Genomic DNA, 16748 nt, shown 5'->3' on the forward strand with positions numbered 1-16748 from the left:
GTAAAACTAATTCATTGAAAAAGTCAATAGTTGTGAAAGCACTTCCATCTCCTCCGCCCGCCGTGGCAATGGGCACCGAAACATGCTGCTTCGATGCCCATTTGGCTACCACGGCGAACCGGATGTGCGCTTCGGCTACCGCGGCAGCAGTGCCTCCATGTCCGGAATCTCCTCGATCAAACCGCCCTCGAGGGAGATGTCGGCGATCTCCTGGATGGATTCCGCGTTCACTTCCTGCGCGAACTTCGGCAGCGTGAGCTCCTCAATGATGGCGGGATCAATCTGCGTGTACTCGGGCAGGATCGCCCGCACCTTGTCCGGGTTCTCTTCGGCGAAGGCCTGGGACTTCTTCATCGCGCTGATGAAGGCCTCGGTGACTTCCGGCTTCTGCTCGGCAATCTCGTCCGAGGTGAAGTAGACGGCCACGGTCAGGTCCTCCACCGGATGCGCATAGTTGGAGAAGACCGAAACCGCCCCGTCCTGGCGGGCGAGGGTCAGGAACGGCTCCACGGCGGCGATGGCGTCGACGTTGCCCTGCTCAAGGGCGGCGCGCATATCCGGGAACGGCATCTCCACGTAGTCCACGCTGGAAGGATCGCCGCCGGCCTCTTCGACTGCGGCGCTGATAGTGGAGTCAGAGATGTTGTTCAGCGTATTGACCGCGATCTTCTTGCCCTCAAGGTCCGTGATCTCCTTGATGCCGCTGTCCGGTTTGACCATCACGGCGGCGAAGTCCTCGTTTTCGTCGCCGGTGGTGGACGAGCCGCTTGCGACCATCTGCATGGGCAGCCCCTTGGACCGGGCGATGATCAGGGAGGTGACATTGCTGAAGCCGAAGTCCATCTGTCCGCTGGTGATCGCCGGGACAATCGCCGCCCCGCCCTGCGCCTGGGTCAGCTCAAGGTCGAGTCCGGCCTCCTCGAAGAACCCTTCCTTTTCGCCGAGGTAGATCGGGGCGACGTCGACAATGGGGATGACGCCAACGTTTACCGGAGTCAGCTCTCCGCCGGCACCGGGCGATCCGCCGCCGCCTTCCTCACCGGAGGGGCTGCCGCCGCCGCAGGCGGTCAGGGCCAGCACGGCTGTCAGGGCAAAGGCTGCACGAAGTTTCTTCACTTGCTTCTCCAAATCCCGGGTTCCCAACAAAGCAAGGCACAGCCAAACACTTCAATGTGTGCCCCGCATCACAATATCTATGGCCATAGTGCTGGTCAACGGCGCGCGGCGCATCTTGTCCGCATCGTGACGAACCGCCGCGGGCGAAAACCCCTACTCGTCGTCGAACGTAGGAAACCGTGGGTGCAGACAGCACTGGCCAGCCGCGGACCACTACGCCGGATGTGCGCAGCTATGGTCTGATGAAACCATGCGAGTGGATTTCTCCCCTGATGACCTCGGCCCCCGGGACTTCTACAAGTTCCTGACCTCCGTGGTCATCCCGCGCCCCATCGCCTGGGTTTCAACGCTCAGTGCCGACGGTATCCCCAATCTTGCCCCGCACTCCTTCTTCACGGTCGCCTCCACCGATCCGCCGATTGTCCAGTTCACCCCGACGGCACGCAAGGATTCGCTGAACAATGTGGAGGCCACCGGCGAATTCGTGGTCAACTTCGCCTCGGAGGACCTGTTCGCTGAGATCAACGGCACGGGGACCAATTTTCCGGCGGACATCAGCGAGTTCGACGCCGTGGGGCTGGCGATGGAGCCGAGCCGCACCGTGCGTCCGGCGAGGGTTGCGGAATCGCCGGCAGCGCTGGAATGCAAGCTGCACCGGATCATCCCGGTGGGCAATTCGTGGCTGGTCCTCGGGGAGGTGAGCTTCGCCGTCGTGAATCAGGAGATGATGGACGGCAAGCATCCGGAGGCACGCAGGTTGAAGCCGCTGGCCCGGCTGGGGCTCAACGAATGGAGCAGGTTGGGACAAATCGTCACGATCGATCGGATCCCCTACCGCGACTGGCCGAAAAGCTAAGCCTTCCTGCGGCCGAAAAGGAAGTAGGCAATGGGGCCCAGGAAATTGACGAAGGTACCAGCGACCCAGGCTGCCTTTGGCCCGTTCACTTCCGCGGCCGAGCGGCGCTTCAGGTCCTTCAGCGCCACGGCCTGCAGTCCCAGCTGGATGCCGATCATCAGCGCGCCCTTGGCCTTCTGGCCGTTGTTGAGTTCCTTCCACGTTTTCTTCCGTGCCATAGTGCGCTCCTGCCATAAAAGGCCGTCATATAGGGCTGGACCCAGTCTATGGTCAGGGGTGCCGAGCATAATAGGCCCATGAGCATCGTGAAAATCAACGCCATCACCGTACCCGCCGACTCCGGAGACGAGCTGGCCAAACGCTTCGCGGCCCGCGCCGGCGCCGTGGACAACCAGGACGGCTTCGAGGGTTTCGAACTGCTGCAGCCCACCGACGAGCGCAACACCTGGCTGGTCATTACCCGCTGGCGGGACGAGGAGTCCTTCGAGGCGTGGAAGAGCTCGAAGGCTTTCGGCCACGGCCACTCGCAGGAAGGCGGCGAGGGCGCGCCGGCGCAGAAGCCCGTGGGCATGTCCGCGGAGCTGTGGAGCTACAAGGTATCCGGCGGCAGCGCGGGCAACACCGCCAACGCCTGATTTTTGCCGAAGCGGGCCGGCTAGCTCCGCTCGTAGATCCAGTTCAAGCCGTTCATTGTCAGCCGGTGTCTGCCGGTGGCCTGTGCCGCGAGAGCGTTCTGTTCATACTCCGCGTCGCCGGCCCAGACAATCACCTGGCTGCCTCCGCTGGCGGCGAGGCGGCGGCTCTGGAAGGTCTCCGGTTTACCCGAAGCCGCCCGCTCCATGGCCGCGGCCACGGTCGAGTCCTGTAGCAGTAGGTGCAGTGTCACCCAGGTCGGCGTAACCAGCTGCATGGTTGCTTCCTGATGGCGGCGCAGGGCTTCGGCGGGGGTCAGCCACGCGTAGTCCATCAGCTCGCCCTCGTTCAGCTTTATCTCCTGCTCCGGGGCGGGCGCGAGGAAGAACCAGGTTTTGAGCCGCTTCGTCGCCTCGGTCGGCGGGATCCAGCAGGACACGTGGACCAGGCTCTCCGGCGGAACCAGCACGCCCGTCTCTTCCTGCGTTTCCCGCACCCCGGCACGGCGGGCGGCTGCCAACTCGTGCGCCTCGTCCCCGAACCCGTCCGCGGCGCCGTCGTTATTGGCATCCGCTGAAGCGGCGGCGTAATCCTCCTGATCCACCCGGCCGCCCGGGAAAACCCAGGCGCCGGCGAAGGAACCGGTGTGCCGCGGCCGCTCGAGCAACAGCACTTCCGGTCCGGCCAGGGAATCGCGCAGCAGCACCACCGTCGCCGCAGACCCCACTAAAGTCATTGCCGGCCCCTTCCTCTGCCACCACTGCGGCGGCGCTGTCCCTATCAGCATTGACCGTATCGCAGAGAAGACCATTCCGCGGCCGGACTACTTAAATGCAGCGGCACCGTGAACGGATCCATCTCCGCTCACGGTGCCGCAAAGACCGGCGCCGGTTTTACTTGGCCGGGTCCAGCACGAAGTTGTAGGTGACTTCGCGGCCGGTGCCGTCCGCCTTGTCCTGCGGATCCAGGACCAGTTCAGGCTTCACGGCCGAGGCGATGTCATCCGAGAGGTGCTCGTCGCCCACGAAGTACAGCTGGGCGGTGATGAGCTGGTGGTCGGCAGCGTGCACCTTGACGTGGATGTGCGCGGGACGCCAGGCGTGCCAGCCGGCGGCGGCGATCAGCTTGCCGCAGGCACCGTCCGTCGGGATCTGGTACGGGGCCGGCTGCATGGTGTTGATCTGGTAGAAACCGTCGGCATCGGCAACCACGGTGCCGCGCAGGTTCCACTCGGGCAGGCCCGGTGCGAACTGGGAGTAGAAGCCCTTGTCATCAGCGTGCCAGATCTCGACAATGCCGCCGGCCAGCGGTTCGCCGTCGACGTTGGTGATGCGGCCCTGGAACAGCAGCGGCGTGCCGGGCTCGTCGTCGCGCATCGGCAGCGTGGCCGGGGTCTGCTGTTTCGGGGAATCCGGAACGTAGTACGGGCCCTCGATGGTGCCCTTGCTGCCCTCGCGGTCTTCGCTGGCCACCTCTTCGACGGAGTGCTCTACCCACACATCGAGGAACAGCGGCCATTCGCCGTCCTCGCCGACCTGGATCAGCCACGCCTTCAGCGCGTTGTACTCGTCGTAGGTGACCTTTTCTTCCAGAATCGTGTCATTGATCGCCCCGATCACGCGGGACGCCAGCAGGTTGACGCGCTCCTTGCTGGTGTCAGCGGCGAACTTCTTGTTCTCGCGGAAGCGTTCGGTGGCGTTGGCGCCCGAGGCGGCGGCGGTGGCCTGGATTTCCTGTGTCATGTCGTTTCCTTCTTTTCCCTTGGCGGTACCGCTGCCGGTTGCGGCCCTGTTTCCCCAAGCCGCGTCCCGCATTGCTGATAGGTGAGCAGCGATACAGAAAAACGTGTTCCTGTAACCCTAACCACATTATTTAGGACGCACAAATACGAAAAACAGCAGTATTGAGATGTAGATCGTTTCAATCCCACCCTAGGTCAACCCTAGGGGCGTCCCTAGTGTGAGGTGTACCTCCGACTGGAAGAGTAGTCGCTAAATGCCAAGACCCCGTGTGACAGCGACCACAAGGTTGCGTGGCCACGGACATACATGAAGGAGACGAAGATGACCCAGGCACTGAGCGATGTCAGCGCTACGCTGGACGATGCCGTCGTCGAGGATCACGAGAACGGGATCCACCGGGCCAAACGCAAGATCTTCACCGATGAGGAGATCTTCGAACTCGAGATGAAGCACATTTTCGAGGGCAACTGGGTGTACCTGGCGCATGAGAGCCAGATCCCGAACGTCGGCGATTACTTCACCACCTACATCGGCCGGACCCCGGTGGTCATTTCCCGGTCCAAGGACGGCGAGCTCAACTGCCTGGTCAACGCCTGCAGTCACCGCGGTGCGATGCTGTGCCGGCGCAAGACGGATAACCGGAACAACTTCACCTGCCCGTTCCACGGCTGGACGTTCAACAACAAGGGCAAGCTGCTCAAGGTCAAGGACTCCCGCGACGCCGGCTACCCGGAGCAGTTCAACAAGGACGGCTCGCACGACCTGACCAAGGTCGCCCGCTTCGAGTCCTACCGCGGCTTCCTCTTCGGCTCACTGAAGGAAGACGTCAAGCCGCTCGAAGAGCACCTCGGCGACTCCACCAAGATCATGGACATGTTGATCGACCAGTCGCCGGAGGGCCTGGAAGTGCTCCGCGGGGCCTCCACCTACACCTATGACGGGAACTGGAAGGTCCAGGCCGAGAACGGTGCCGACGGTTACCACGTCTCCGCGACCCACTGGAACTACGCCGCCACCACCTCGCGGCGCGGGACCGGCGAATCGGCCAACGAGACCAAGGCGATGGACGCGGGCACCTGGGGCAAGCAGGGCGGCGGCTACTACTCCTTCGAGCACGGCCACCTGCTGCTGTGGATGTGGTGGGGCAACCCCGAAGACCGCCCGCTGTACGAGCGCCGGCAGGAACTGGCCGACGAGCACGGCGTGGACAAGGCAGAGTTCATGGTCGGCGCCTCGCGCAACCTCTGCCTCTACCCGAACGTCTACATCATGGACCAGTTCTCCTCGCAGATCCGCCACTTCCGGCCCATCTCGGTGGATCAGACCGAGGTCACCATCTACTGCATCGCGCCTAAGGGCGAGTCCGACGCGGCCCGGGCAAACCGGATCCGGCAGTACGAGGACTTCTTCAACGCCTCCGGCATGGCCACCCCGGATGACCTGGAAGAGTTCCGCTCCTGCCAGAAGACCTACCTGGCCGAAACCGCTCCCTGGAACGATATGAGCCGCGGCGTGACCCACCAGCTCAACGGCCCTGACGAGCAGGCCAAGAAGATCGGCCTGAACCCGCTCTCCAGCGGCGCGAAGACCGAAGACGAAGGCCTCTACCCCGTCCAGCACAGCTACTGGGCCGAGACCATGCGCACCGCCGTCGCCGCCGAGGAACGCGAGGCCGCTGAGCGCGCCGCGAACCCCGCCGCCGGGCAGGCCGGCACGTCAACCGGCTGCGGACACTAGAGCGAGAGCGGAAGGAATACCATCATGAGCACCGAAACAACCACCATTCCCCTGGGCGCCGAGGAACAGGCGGTCCAACTCGAACAGATCCGCCAGTTCCTGTACCGGGAAGCCCGCTTCCTGGATGACCGCGAGTTCGAGAAGTGGCTCGACTGCTACCACCCCGACGCCGAGTTCTGGATGCCTGCCTGGGCCGACGACGACGAGCTCACCGAGGACCCGCAGCGCGAGATCTCGCTGATCTACTACTCCAACCGCGGCGGCTTGGAGGACCGGGTCTTCCGGATCCGCACCGACCGATCCAGCGCCACCAGCCTGCCCGAACCGCGCACCGGCCACAACATCACCAACGTTGAAATCGTCGAACAGCTGGGCGATGTCATCGACATCCGCTTCAACTGGTTCACCCTGTACTACCGCTACAACAACGTGGACACCTACTTCGGCACCTCCTTCTACACGCTCGACTGCAGCGGCAGCCAGCCCGTCATCACGAAGAAGAAGGTCGTGCTGAAGAACGACTACATCCACCACGTCGTGGACATCTACCACATCTGATCTGAAGCATCCGGAAAGGAACACCCCCATGACCTACAAGGTTGCACTGAGCTTCGAAGACGGCGTCACCCGCTTCATCAACTGCGGTCCCAACGAGACCGTCGCGGACGCCTCGTACAAGGCCCGCATCAACATTCCGCTGGACTGCCGCGACGGCGCCTGCGGTACCTGCAAGTCCCTCTGCGAGTCCGGTACGTATGACGGCGGCGACTACATTGACGAGGCGCTCACCGACGACGAGGCGGACGCCGGCTACGCGCTGCCGTGCCAGATGACGCCGAAGAGCGACCTGGTGCTGCAGATCCCCACCACCTCGGACATGGCCAAGACCGGTGCCAGCACGCACACCGGCACGGTCACGGACATCAAGCGCTACTCGCCGACCACCATCGGCTTCAGCATGTCCGTCGGCGACCGGGCCGCGCTGGCCTACCTGCCTGGCCAGTACGTCAACATCCAGGTGCCCGGCCGCGGCGTCGAGCGTTCCTACTCCTTCAGCAACGGCCCGGACGTGGAAGAGATCTCCTTCCTCGTCAAGATCACCGACGGCGGCGCCATGTCCACCTACCTGAGCGACGAGGCCAAGGTCGGAGACACCCTGGAGTTCACCGGCCCCATGGGCAGCTTCTTCCTCCGCGAGCCCAAGCGCCCAGCCCTGCTGCTCGGCGGCGGCACCGGACTGGCCCCGCTGCTGGCCATGCTCGAAACCATGACGACGACGGCGCCCGGCCAGCCGGTACACCTCATCCTCGGCGTGACCACGGATGCGGATCTGGTGGAGCTGGACAAGCTGCGCCACTACGCCGAGACAATCGAGGGCTTCACCTGGGACTACTGCGTGGCGGATCCGGACAGCGAGGCCCCGAACAAGGGCTACGTGACCGCGCTGATCGAGCCGACGCATGTCAATGACGGCGACGTCGATGTTTACCTCTGCGGTCCGCCTCCCATGGTCGAGGCAGTGCGCGGCTACCTGAAGTCCGAGGGCATCACCCCGGCGAACTTCTACTCGGAGAAGTTTGCGCTGGCAGTCGCAGCGGATCTGGTCGGAGCCTCGGCATGACCGGTGCCCCGGAGGCAACGCCCGCCGGTTCGCCCAAGGTGTTTCCGGGCCGGTTCGAGGGCAAGATCGCCGTCGTTACCGGCGCCGCGCAAGGCATCGGGCTGGCCGTGGCCCGCCGGATCAGTGCGGAAGGCGCCGCCGTCGTGCTGGTGGACCGTGCCGAACTGGTCCATGAGGTGGCAGCGGAGCTCCGCGCCACCGGCGCCAAGGCCAGCAGCGTGACGGCCGATCTGGAGCAGTTCGACGGCGCGGAGTCGGCGGTGGCCGAAGCCGTCGCCGCCTTCGGCCGGATCGATGTGCTGATCAACAACGTCGGCGGCACCATCTGGGCCAAGCCGTACGAGCATTACGCCGCCGAGGAGATCCAGAAAGAAATCCAACGCTCCCTGTTCCCCACCTTGTGGACCTGCCGCGCGGCTCTGCCGCAGCTGATCGAACAGGGCGCCGGCGTGATCGTCAACGTTTCCTCGGTGGCCACCCGCGGTGTGAACCGGGCGCCGTACGCGGCGGCGAAGGGGGGCGTCAATGCCCTGACCCAGTCGCTGGCTCTGGAAGCTGCCCAGCACGGCGTCCGCGTGGTCGCCACGGCCCCGGGCGGCACCGAGGCCCCGGCCCGCAAGGTCAAGCGCGGACCCGAACCGGAGCAGGAACAGGAAAAAATCTGGTACCAGCAGATCGTCGATCAGACGGTGGACTCTTCGCTGCTCAAGCGCTACGGGACCTTGGACGAGCAGGCCGCGGCCATCGTCTTCCTGGCCTCGGACGAAGCGTCCTACATTACGGGCACCATCCTGCCCGTGGCCGGCGGCGATCTGGGCTGATCGGTGCCCTCGGCGCCATCGGGCTAAGCTCGGGCGGGCTAAGCTCGTAGGCGATGGTTTACCGGAATTACGACAGCCTCTTTGTCGGGCGTTTGCAGGAGCTCTCCGTTCTCGGGGAGCTCCTGCAGGACGTTAAACAGGGTAGGTCCAGGACCGCGGTCCTGTTCGGGCCCGGCGGCATCGGCAAGAGCGCGGTGCTGGAAAAATTCCTGGCCGGCCATCCGGAACTGCGGGTCCTGCGCTCCGGCGGACTCCCGTGGGTCGAGTCCGCGCCCCGGTCCGGCCTGTCCCGCCTGGCACTGGGCAGCGATCCGGCGGACCTGCTCGACCTGCTCCGGGAAGACGGGCCGGTCGCCGTCGTTCTTGAAGATATCCAGTGGGTCGACGCCGATTCCGTTCATGAGCTGCTCCAGCTGGCGGAAGACCCGGCCTCGGGTCCGCTGCTGGTCCTGCTGACCCTCGACAGCACGGCCGCGATCGACCGTGCCACTGCGCGCCACCTGTCCGGCCACCGGATCACCCGGCTGCTGCTTGAGCCGCTGTCCCCCGGCGAAATCCGCGAGCTGCACGAACACCTCACCGGCCGGGAGCTGTCCGGGCCTGCCGCGCAGCAGATCCGCCGCCACACCGGCGGCCTGCCCGGCTATGTCTGCGAGCTGTTGCCGGAGCTGCCCGCCCGTGCCGCCGGGGACGGTCTCAGCCGGCTGCCGGCCTCGACGGCCGTCGCAGCCCAGGTGGCGCACCAGCTCGCCGAGGTTCCCGCCGCGGTCCGGGCACTGATCGAGGCGACGGCGATCATCGGCCAGTCCGGCGACCTATTCGACATCGCCGCAATCGCAGGGGTTTCCGATCCCCTGGCCGTCATGGACGCCGCCGTGGCGACAGGCTTGTTGCGGACCGAGTTCTCCGACAATGCGCACCTGCTCGATTTCCGGCTGCCGCTCTTCCGGGCCGCGGTCTATGACCAGCTGTCCGGACTGCGGCGAGCCGAACTGCACCGCCAGGCGGCCGAGGTCCTGCCTGACGAGGCCCTGCATCTGTGGCATCTTGCGCGGTCCGCTCCGGCCGCCGACGACAAGCTGGCGGACAAACTGGATGAATTCGCTTCCACCCAGGCCTCCACCGGGGCATGGGCGGCTGCCGCCGACGCGCTCCTGGAGGCCAGCAGGCTCAGCACCCAGGCGCGCAATAGGCAGGGCAGGCTGGTGCGGGCGGCCGATGCGCTGGTCGGTGCCGGACGCCTGGTCCGGGCCATCCGCCTGCTTCCGGCGCTTGAGAGCATGCCCGCTACGGCCGAGCGCGACGGTGTGCTGGGCTACCTCGCCATCTGCCGGGGCCGGGAGGCCGAGGCGCAGTTCCATCTGGACAATGCTTGGAAGCGCCGGCCGCCCGAGGACCGTGCGATCGGCGCCCAAATCGCCCAGCGCCAGGTCATTCATGCCTTGGCACGATGGCGGGGCGCCGACATTATCGAGTGGGCCACCCGTGCCGTCGACTTGGCGGCCCCCGGCAGCCCAACCGCCATCGAGACGGAGGCGATCATCGGTCTGGGGCTGGCGGCCTCGGGCCAGCCCGACGCCGCCCAACGGCACTATGAGCATGTGCTCGCCGATGCCCCTCCAGGTGCCCACAGCCAGCGGGTCCTGCTGGGCAGCGGCTGGGCCCGGCTCGCCCTGGACGATCCGGAAACCGCCCGCATGCAGCTGGAGGCCGCTGTCCCCACGGAGTACCGTTCCGGCTCGCTGCGCATCTCGCTGTGGGCCAGCGCCTGGCTGGCGCGCACGCACTTCACGCTGGGTGACTGGGACGCCGCCCTCGCCACGGTCGGCGCGGCCACGGCGAAACTGGAGCGGGCACAGCTGGATCTGTTGCGGCCGCTGCTCCATTGGACCGGTGCCCAGATCCATGCCCTGCGCGGCAACCCGGACCAGGCCAGGGAGCATCTCCGGCTCGGGTCCGCCTCGGCGGAAAACTACGAAAGCATGCTGAGCCCGGCACTGCTGGCGCAGGCCCAGCTGCTGGAAGCCGGAACGGATTACCAGGGGGTTGTCCGGGTGCTCGCGCCGCTGGCGCAGACGCACACCGCGCGGCGGTCCGAACCGTTCTTCTGGATCTGGCAGGATACCTATGCCAACGCCCTGGTCCTGCTCGACCGGCTGGACGAAGCCTCGGCGTTCCTTGCGCCGTACGAGAGCCTGGCCGCGGAGCGCCGGCACCGCACGTCGCTGTCCCAGCTGAGAGCGGTGCGCGGCCGCATCCACGCAGCGCGCGGCGACCTCGACGCCATGCGCCGCTCGTTCGAAGGGGCGCTGGGGCAGCTGGCTCCGCTGTCCGCCCCTTATCACCGTGCCCGTGTGCAGTACTCCTATGGCCAGAGCCTGCGGCGCGCGGGCAAACGGCGCGAATCCGCGGAGCAGCTTGCCGCAGCCCGCCAGGCCTTCGCCTTGCTGGGTGCGCAGGCCTATGTAGCTCGCTGCGACCGTGAACTGGCTGCCAGCGGCGTGGACGTGCAGCGCCGCGAAGACTCGGATGCCAGTTCGTTGACGGCGCAGGAACACGCCGTCGCCCTGCTGGTCGCGCAGGGCAGGAGCAACCGCGAGGCGGCGCAGGAGCTGATCGTCTCGGTCAAGACGGTGGAGTACCACCTGACCCGGATCTATGGGAAGCTCCAGATCCGTTCCCGCACCGAGCTGGCGGCGCGGTACCGGCCGGAAGGCCAACGCCCCTAGCTGCGGCAAAGGCAACGCCCCTGACTCCTGCGGGGAGCCAGGGGCGTCGGTCTGCCGGTGGCAGCGGCCGTGCTACTTGATCGAGGACGGGTGCTTCGCCAGCGGGATCACGTCAATGTCCATGTACGGGAACAGCGGCAGCCCGGAGAGCAGTTCGTGCAGCTCGTCGTTGCTTTCGACGTCGAACACTGAGTAGTTGGCGTACTCGCCGACAACGCGCCAGATGCTCGCCCAGCGGCCATCCTGCTGGAGCTTCTGCGAGTAAGCCTTCTCGGTGGCCTTGATCGAGGCAGCTTCCTCGGCGGGCATGTCGACGGGAATATTGACGTCCATTCGGACCAGAAACAGCATGTGATTCCTTCGGTTTGGGGAACGGCTTTGGTTACTTGTTGTCCTGGCGGTATTGCGCCAGCTTGGCTTCATCAATGGCGGCCCCCACACCGGGGACCTGGCGGACGCTGATCTTGCCGTCCTTGATCACGAGCGGCTCGGCCAGCAGGTCATCGCTCATGTCCAGGAAGTTGGACAGCTCGCCGGCGCGGCGGGAAGTGGCTTCGTGTGCGGCACCGAAGGTCACGGTGGCAACGGTGCCGATCTGGGTATCGATCTGGTTACCCATAACGACGTCGACGCCGAGTCCGGTGCACAGGCCCAGGATCTGCTGCGCCTCGGTGAAACCGCTGCGGGCGGTCTTGATGCTGATCGCGTTGCAGCCGCCGGAGAGCAGCTCGCGGGAAACATCGCCCGCCGTCGGAACGCTTTCATCCCCCACCACGGGAATCGGGGACTTGTCCACCAGCCGGCGCCGGCTCATGGCTTCCTTGGCGTCGCACGGTTCCTCGAGCAGCGAGAGTCCCAGGCCGTCCGTCTGGCGCAGCACTTCCATCGCCTCGTTGGCGGTCCAGCCGCGGTTGGCGTCCAGGTACAGCTCGGTGTCCTGGCCCAGCCCCTCGCGCAGGACATGGCAGGCCTCAATGTCCAGCGCGAGCGGACGCCGCCCTACCTTGAGCTTGAAGGTGTTGATGCCGTAGTCGCTGCGGAAGCGCAGGGCCTCGTCGAGCAGCTTCTGCGCGGGCTGGAAGCCGAGCATGTGGGAGACGTCCATGGCGTCGGTGTAGCCGCCCAGCAGGGAACTCACCGGGGCGTTGGCCGCCTGGCCGATGATGTCCCAGAGCGCGATGTCCAGCCCGCCCTTGGCGGTCTGGTTGTGGATGGTCCGCGACAGGATGGCGTGGATCTTCTGCCGGTCCATCGGATCAAGACCGACGACGGCGGGTGCGAAGATTTTCGTGACCACCGAAACGATGGAGTCCTGTGTCTCGCCGTAGGTGTAGGGCCGCGGCGGGGTGTCGGCGGTGCCGACGATGCCTTCATCGGTGTGGACCCGGATCAGCACGTGGTCTGCCTCGGTGACCTGACCGCTGGCAAACTTCAGCGGTTTCGCGTACGGGATGGAATAGGGAATTGCCTCGATGCGCTCGATTTTCACGGGTCAACGTTCCTTTATGGGCTGGGTGACGGATTGCAGTAGTTCGGTGAAGCGGGCGACCAGCGGCCGGGTATCCGCGCCGCGCCAAGCCATGGCCAGGTCGACGACGGGTGCGTCCTTAAGCTCTCGGAAGACGGTGCCGCGGATGGAGAGGGTGCGTGTGGTGGTGGGAATCAGCGCCACACCGGTGCCGGCCGCAACGAAGGAAAGCAGGGTGGACGTTTCGCGGGCTTCTTGTACAACGTTCGGGTAGAAGCCGGCTTTGCGGCAGGCATCGATGAAGGCCTCGTTGACGGCGGAATTCGCCGGGTAGCTGATGAACTGCTCCCCCGCGAGCTGCTCGAGCGACACTGTTTCGAAGGCGACCAGCGGAGAATCATCCGGCAGCGCCACCACCAGCTCGTCGTGTTCGAGGAACTTCAGCTCCAAGCCCGCGGAGCGGACCGGTGGGCGCAGAATCGCCACGTCAAGGGTGTGGTCTTCCAATCCGTCCACCATCTGCGGCGTCAGCATCTCGCCGCGGACCTTGAGCTGGACCCCGGGCAGCTTGTCCTTGGCTTCGCGGACGATCTGCGGCATTAAGCGGTAAGTCGCGGAACCGGCAAAGCCGATCCGCAGGATGCCCTGCACACCGGTGCCGACCTGCGTGACATCGGATTCCAGCGTTTCCAGGTCTTCCAGGATCCGCCGACCGCGCTCCAAAAGCATTTCACCGGCCGGCGTGAGCTCGACTTTGCGCGTAGTGCGGGTGAAAAGAAGCGTGCCCAATTGCTCTTCGAGCTGCTTGATCTGCTGGGAGAGCGGCGGCTGAGCCATGCGCAGACGATCGGCCGCGCGGCCGAAGTGCCGTTCCTCGGCCACGGCAATAAAGTAACGTAGGTGCCGGGTTTCCACTACGCACCTCCGTTTCGTCGCGCCTTGATAAATACCACTGCAACCAGATTAGGACGCGCTCATTACTAATGAGAAATACATATTAGGGCCCAATTGATATTGGGAACATCCTAAACACGCTGGGTTAGCCCATCTGCCCCAAACCGCTGCCTGCGCCCGCGCGCATCTTGAACCTGCATGGACCGCAAATCCCCCTTCTCCCCCGCGCGAAGCCGTGCAAGAGTGGCCGTATGGGAGAAATGGTCGAGATCGGCACCGGCGAGAACGCCCTTCCGGTCTACCAGAGCAGTCCGGGCCCGGGTCTCAAAGGCGGACTCATCGTCATCCACGAAGTGTGGGGCCTGAATGACCATGTTAAGGACGTAGCCGACCGCTTCGCCACCCAAGGTTACTTCGCTATCGCCCCGGATCTGCTCTCGAGTACTGGCCTGGACGTCGACGTGGCCGCCCAACTGGGCGAGGCAATGGCACATCCGGAAAAGCGCAGCGCCACGCAACCCCGGATGCGCCCTTTCCTGGCCCCGCTGCGATCGAAGAAGACAGCCGCGGGTATCACCGCCAACGCGAAGCGCTGCTTCGATCATCTGAAAGGCAACGGCGGCGTTGCCGGACGCATCGCCGTGACAGGTTTCAGCTTTGGCGGCACCTATGCCTGGTCGCTGGCGGTCCACGAACCGGAGCTGAAGGCCGCAGTACCCTTTTATGGCCACGCGGACTTCACCGTGGACGAGTTTCGCAACATCGGCTGCCCGGTGCTTGCCTTCTACGGCGAGCGCGATACCCGGCTGATCGAAAAACTGCCCGGGGTCGAGGCCGGCCTGCAGGAAGCCGGAATCAACTTCCGGCCGGTCGTCTACCCAAATGCCGGCCACGCCTTCTTTAATGAACGCAACCCGAAGGCCTATAACGAAGCCGCCGCCACCGATGCCTGGAACCGCTCCCTGGCCTTCCTCGACCGGCATCTGAACTGATTCCGCCACGGAACCGAGCCCTTAGCCGCCGCAGGGAACGGCGACAAATCATCCGGGCCAAGGCACCATGGGTATATGTGGATCGGCTGGATTGAATTGGACCTGCTTCTGGGAGATGTCCATTCCCTGAAGGAGAAACGCTCTGTTGTCCGGCCGGTCATTGCCGAGGTTCGCAAACGCTTCGACGTTTCCATCGCCGAAGTCGACCATCACAACCTGCACCGGCGCGCCGCGCTCGGCGTCGGACTGGTCGGGGCGGACCGCGCCCACATCGTCGAAGTGCTCGATGCCGCGGAGAATTACGTGGCCTACCGTCCCGGGGTGGACCTGCTCAGCGCCCGCCGGCAGATCCTCTCCGGCGACGACTGACTTCTTGCAGGCGTCCTCCATCGGGCTGTCTCTCCGATACGGTTGACTTCGAGACCCACGCCACCGTCATGGAGGAAACTGTGACCATGCCCGCAGCCAAAGATTACGAGACGGTCGAAGACCGGATCCGCCACCTCTACTCCTTCGATAAGTCCTCGCAGCACCTGGGCATCGAGGTGGAGGAAGCCGAAGCCGGCCGCGTGGTCATGTCCATGGCGGTACAGGACAGCATGCTCAACGGCCACGGCATCCTGCATGGCGGCTATCTGTTTACCCTGGGCGACACTGTTTTCGCGTTCGTCTGCGAATCCCTCGGACACCCCTCCGTTTCCCGTCAGGCGGAAATCACCTACATCGCACCCGGAGCGGCCGGCTCCAAATTGGTCGCCACCGGCGTCGAACGCACCCGCTACGGCCGCAACAACATCGTGGACATCACGATCGAGGACCAAGACGCGCAGCATTTGGCCGAACTGCGGGTCTTCGGGGTCCACGTACCCAAGAAGTAGTCCGCGAAAGAGCCTGTCCGTCTACCCGTGAAGGAAACCACCATGGCCACTGTGCCCGAGATCGAACTGAACAACTCCGTCTCCATCCCCCAGCTCGGCTTCGGCGTCTTCCAGGTGCCGCCAGCCGAAACCCAGCGCGCCGTCGAAGCAGCGCTTGAAGCAGGCTACCGCCATATCGATACGGCGGCGGCCTACCGCAACGAGTCCGGTGTCGGCGCCGCCCTCAAGGCCAGCGGCATTGCCCGCGAGGATCTGTTCATCACCACCAAGCTGCGCAACGGCGAGCAGTCGCTGGCCCGCAAGGCGTTCGATAACAGCCTGCGCGAGCTCGGACTGGACTATGTGGATCTGTACCTGATCCACTGGCCGGTTCCGGCACAGAACCTCTACGCCCAGGTCTGGAAGGAACTGGAAAAGATTCAGGCCGACGGCGGCGCCCGCGCCGTCGGCGTCTCCAACTTCCTTCCCGAGCATCTGGAGACCGTGCTCGCGGCGGCGGATCTCGTGCCGGCCGTCAACCAGATCGAAATCCACCCGACACTGCAGCAGGCGGAGACAGTGGAGCTGAGCCGCAAGCACGGCATCGCCATCGAGGCTTACAGCCCGCTCGGCCAAGGCGCGGACCTGAAGCACGCCACGGTCACCGACTTGGCGGCCAAGCACAACGCGACGCCGGCGCAGATAGTCCTGGCCTGGCATCTGGCACAGGGCAATATCGTCATCCCCAAGACTGTAAGCCCGGAACGCATGGCTGAGAACCTCGCTTCGGCCGAGCTGACGCTTGCCCCGGACGAGGTCAGCGCCATCACCGCGCTCGAAGCCGGCAACCGGATCGGGGCGGACCCGGCCACCGCGGCCTTCACCCAGATGTAGGGCTTCGGCCCATCCCTCAGTCCCACGGATAGAAAGCAGCTAACTGATGGCCCACCTCGTCATTTTCGATTTCCCCTCCACTGGCCCTTTCGGTAGCGAAGCAGCCGCGGCGTATGCAGATCTCGCGGCCGACATCGCCGGGCAGCCCGGACTCATCTGGAAGATCTGGACCGAGGACGCCGCGGCCAAGTCAGCAGGCGGTGTTTATCTCTTCGCCAACCGTCGTTCAGCCGACGAATACATCGCCCTCCACTCGGCACGACTGCAATCCTTCGGAATCGAAAACATCGTGACCGCCCGGCACGACGTCAACGACAAACTGTCCGAAATCACACACGCCCCTTTGACCCGCAACCGCCATTCCTAATAACCAGGATGATAGGCACTC

19 protein-coding genes are annotated in these 16748 nt (G+C 65.0%); 12 read left to right on the forward strand and 7 right to left on the reverse strand.

What is annotated here, in order from left to right:
• Positions 1 to 135 precede the first annotated feature (135 nt).
• A complete protein-coding gene (locus AC20117_RS04945; protein WP_074700723.1) occupies positions 136 to 1116 on the reverse strand; it encodes an ABC transporter substrate-binding protein in 981 nt (326 codons plus the stop codon).
• A 250-nt stretch (positions 1117 to 1366) separates the two neighbouring features.
• Here AC20117_RS04945 and AC20117_RS04950 point away from each other — a divergent pair, with 250 nt between their 5' ends.
• Positions 1367 to 1972: a flavin reductase family protein gene (locus AC20117_RS04950; protein ID WP_074700722.1), complete on the forward strand. Its 606-nt coding sequence runs from the start codon at positions 1367 to 1369 to the stop codon at positions 1970 to 1972.
• Here the strand turns inward: AC20117_RS04950 and AC20117_RS04955 are convergent.
• Complete coding sequence (locus AC20117_RS04955; RefSeq protein WP_074700721.1) at positions 1969 to 2190, reverse strand: PLD nuclease N-terminal domain-containing protein; 222 nt, start codon at positions 2188 to 2190, stop codon at positions 1969 to 1971. The genes AC20117_RS04950 and AC20117_RS04955 overlap by 4 nt on opposite strands.
• A 78-nt stretch (positions 2191 to 2268) precedes the next feature.
• Here AC20117_RS04955 and AC20117_RS04960 point away from each other — a divergent pair, with 78 nt between their 5' ends.
• Entirely contained in the window at positions 2269 to 2607 is a 339-nt protein-coding gene (locus AC20117_RS04960; RefSeq protein ID WP_074700720.1) for an antibiotic biosynthesis monooxygenase family protein, read from the forward strand.
• Between the two features lie 20 nt (positions 2608 to 2627).
• On the opposite strand, the gene AC20117_RS04965 is transcribed toward AC20117_RS04960, so the two are convergent.
• Positions 2628 to 3341 carry an NUDIX hydrolase gene (locus AC20117_RS04965; protein WP_158300431.1) on the reverse strand — a complete coding sequence of 238 codons (714 nt, stop codon included), beginning with the start codon at positions 3339 to 3341 and terminating at the stop codon, positions 2628 to 2630.
• Between the two features lie 157 nt (positions 3342 to 3498).
• Positions 3499 to 4347 carry a catechol 1,2-dioxygenase gene (gene catA / locus AC20117_RS04970; protein ID WP_074703212.1) on the reverse strand — a complete coding sequence of 283 codons (849 nt, stop codon included), beginning with the start codon at positions 4345 to 4347 and terminating at the stop codon, positions 3499 to 3501.
• 321 nt (positions 4348 to 4668) lie between these two features.
• Here catA and benA point away from each other — a divergent pair, with 321 nt between their 5' ends.
• Genes benA through AC20117_RS04995 form a run of 5 tightly spaced genes read left to right on the forward strand, consistent with a single transcriptional unit; the run spans position 4669 to position 11255 of the window.
• The gene (gene benA / locus AC20117_RS04975) at positions 4669 to 6084 is read left to right on the forward strand and encodes a benzoate 1,2-dioxygenase large subunit (RefSeq protein WP_074700718.1); all 1416 of its coding nucleotides are present in this window, start codon (positions 4669 to 4671) and stop codon (positions 6082 to 6084) included.
• 24 nt (positions 6085 to 6108) lie between these two features.
• The gene (benB, locus tag AC20117_RS04980; protein WP_074700717.1) at positions 6109 to 6642 is read left to right on the forward strand and encodes a benzoate 1,2-dioxygenase small subunit; all 534 of its coding nucleotides are present in this window, start codon (positions 6109 to 6111) and stop codon (positions 6640 to 6642) included.
• Between the two features lie 28 nt (positions 6643 to 6670).
• The gene (gene benC / locus AC20117_RS04985) at positions 6671 to 7705 is read left to right on the forward strand and encodes a benzoate 1,2-dioxygenase electron transfer component BenC (protein ID WP_074700716.1); all 1035 of its coding nucleotides are present in this window, start codon (positions 6671 to 6673) and stop codon (positions 7703 to 7705) included.
• The gene (locus tag AC20117_RS04990) at positions 7702 to 8526 is read left to right on the forward strand and encodes a 1,6-dihydroxycyclohexa-2,4-diene-1-carboxylate dehydrogenase (protein ID WP_074700715.1); all 825 of its coding nucleotides are present in this window, start codon (positions 7702 to 7704) and stop codon (positions 8524 to 8526) included. Before benC ends, AC20117_RS04990 begins: the two co-directional genes overlap by 4 nt.
• Positions 8527 to 8579: 53 nt before the next feature.
• Complete coding sequence (locus tag AC20117_RS04995) at positions 8580 to 11255, forward strand: helix-turn-helix transcriptional regulator (protein WP_074700714.1); 2676 nt, start codon at positions 8580 to 8582, stop codon at positions 11253 to 11255.
• Positions 11256 to 11327: 72 nt separating this feature from the next.
• On the opposite strand, the gene catC is transcribed toward AC20117_RS04995, so the two are convergent.
• Genes catC through AC20117_RS05010 form a run of 3 tightly spaced genes read right to left on the reverse strand, consistent with a single transcriptional unit; the run spans position 11328 to position 13638 of the window.
• Positions 11328 to 11606, reverse strand: coding sequence for a muconolactone Delta-isomerase (catC, locus tag AC20117_RS05000; protein WP_074700713.1), 279 nt, complete (start codon positions 11604 to 11606; stop codon positions 11328 to 11330).
• A gap of 31 nt (positions 11607 to 11637) precedes the next feature.
• Positions 11638 to 12744, reverse strand: coding sequence for an enolase C-terminal domain-like protein (locus AC20117_RS05005; RefSeq protein ID WP_074700712.1), 1107 nt, complete (start codon positions 12742 to 12744; stop codon positions 11638 to 11640).
• A gap of 3 nt (positions 12745 to 12747) precedes the next feature.
• The gene (locus tag AC20117_RS05010) at positions 12748 to 13638 is read right to left on the reverse strand and encodes a LysR substrate-binding domain-containing protein (protein WP_074700711.1); all 891 of its coding nucleotides are present in this window, start codon (positions 13636 to 13638) and stop codon (positions 12748 to 12750) included.
• Positions 13639 to 13868: 230 nt separating this feature from the next.
• Here AC20117_RS05010 and AC20117_RS05015 point away from each other — a divergent pair, with 230 nt between their 5' ends.
• The 5 genes from AC20117_RS05015 (at position 13869) to AC20117_RS05035 (ending at position 16727) form a co-directional block, all read left to right on the forward strand.
• Positions 13869 to 14609: a dienelactone hydrolase family protein gene (locus tag AC20117_RS05015; RefSeq protein ID WP_074700709.1), complete on the forward strand. Its 741-nt coding sequence runs from the start codon at positions 13869 to 13871 to the stop codon at positions 14607 to 14609.
• Positions 14610 to 14684: 75 nt separating this feature from the next.
• Positions 14685 to 14978, forward strand: a complete 294-nt coding sequence (locus AC20117_RS05020; protein WP_074700707.1) for a DUF503 domain-containing protein — start codon at positions 14685 to 14687, stop codon at positions 14976 to 14978.
• A gap of 86 nt (positions 14979 to 15064) precedes the next feature.
• Positions 15065 to 15487, forward strand: a complete 423-nt coding sequence (locus tag AC20117_RS05025; RefSeq protein WP_074703211.1) for a hotdog fold thioesterase — start codon at positions 15065 to 15067, stop codon at positions 15485 to 15487.
• A gap of 42 nt (positions 15488 to 15529) precedes the next feature.
• Entirely contained in the window at positions 15530 to 16360 is an 831-nt protein-coding gene (locus AC20117_RS05030) for an aldo/keto reductase (RefSeq protein ID WP_170837951.1), read from the forward strand.
• Between the two features lie 46 nt (positions 16361 to 16406).
• Complete coding sequence (locus AC20117_RS05035) at positions 16407 to 16727, forward strand: monooxygenase (RefSeq protein ID WP_074700705.1); 321 nt, start codon at positions 16407 to 16409, stop codon at positions 16725 to 16727.
• The last annotated feature ends 21 nt before the right edge of the window (positions 16728 to 16748 follow it).

This window comes from Arthrobacter crystallopoietes (genome assembly GCF_002849715.1).
GTDB classification, from domain to species: domain Bacteria; phylum Actinomycetota; class Actinomycetes; order Actinomycetales; family Micrococcaceae; genus Crystallibacter; species Crystallibacter crystallopoietes.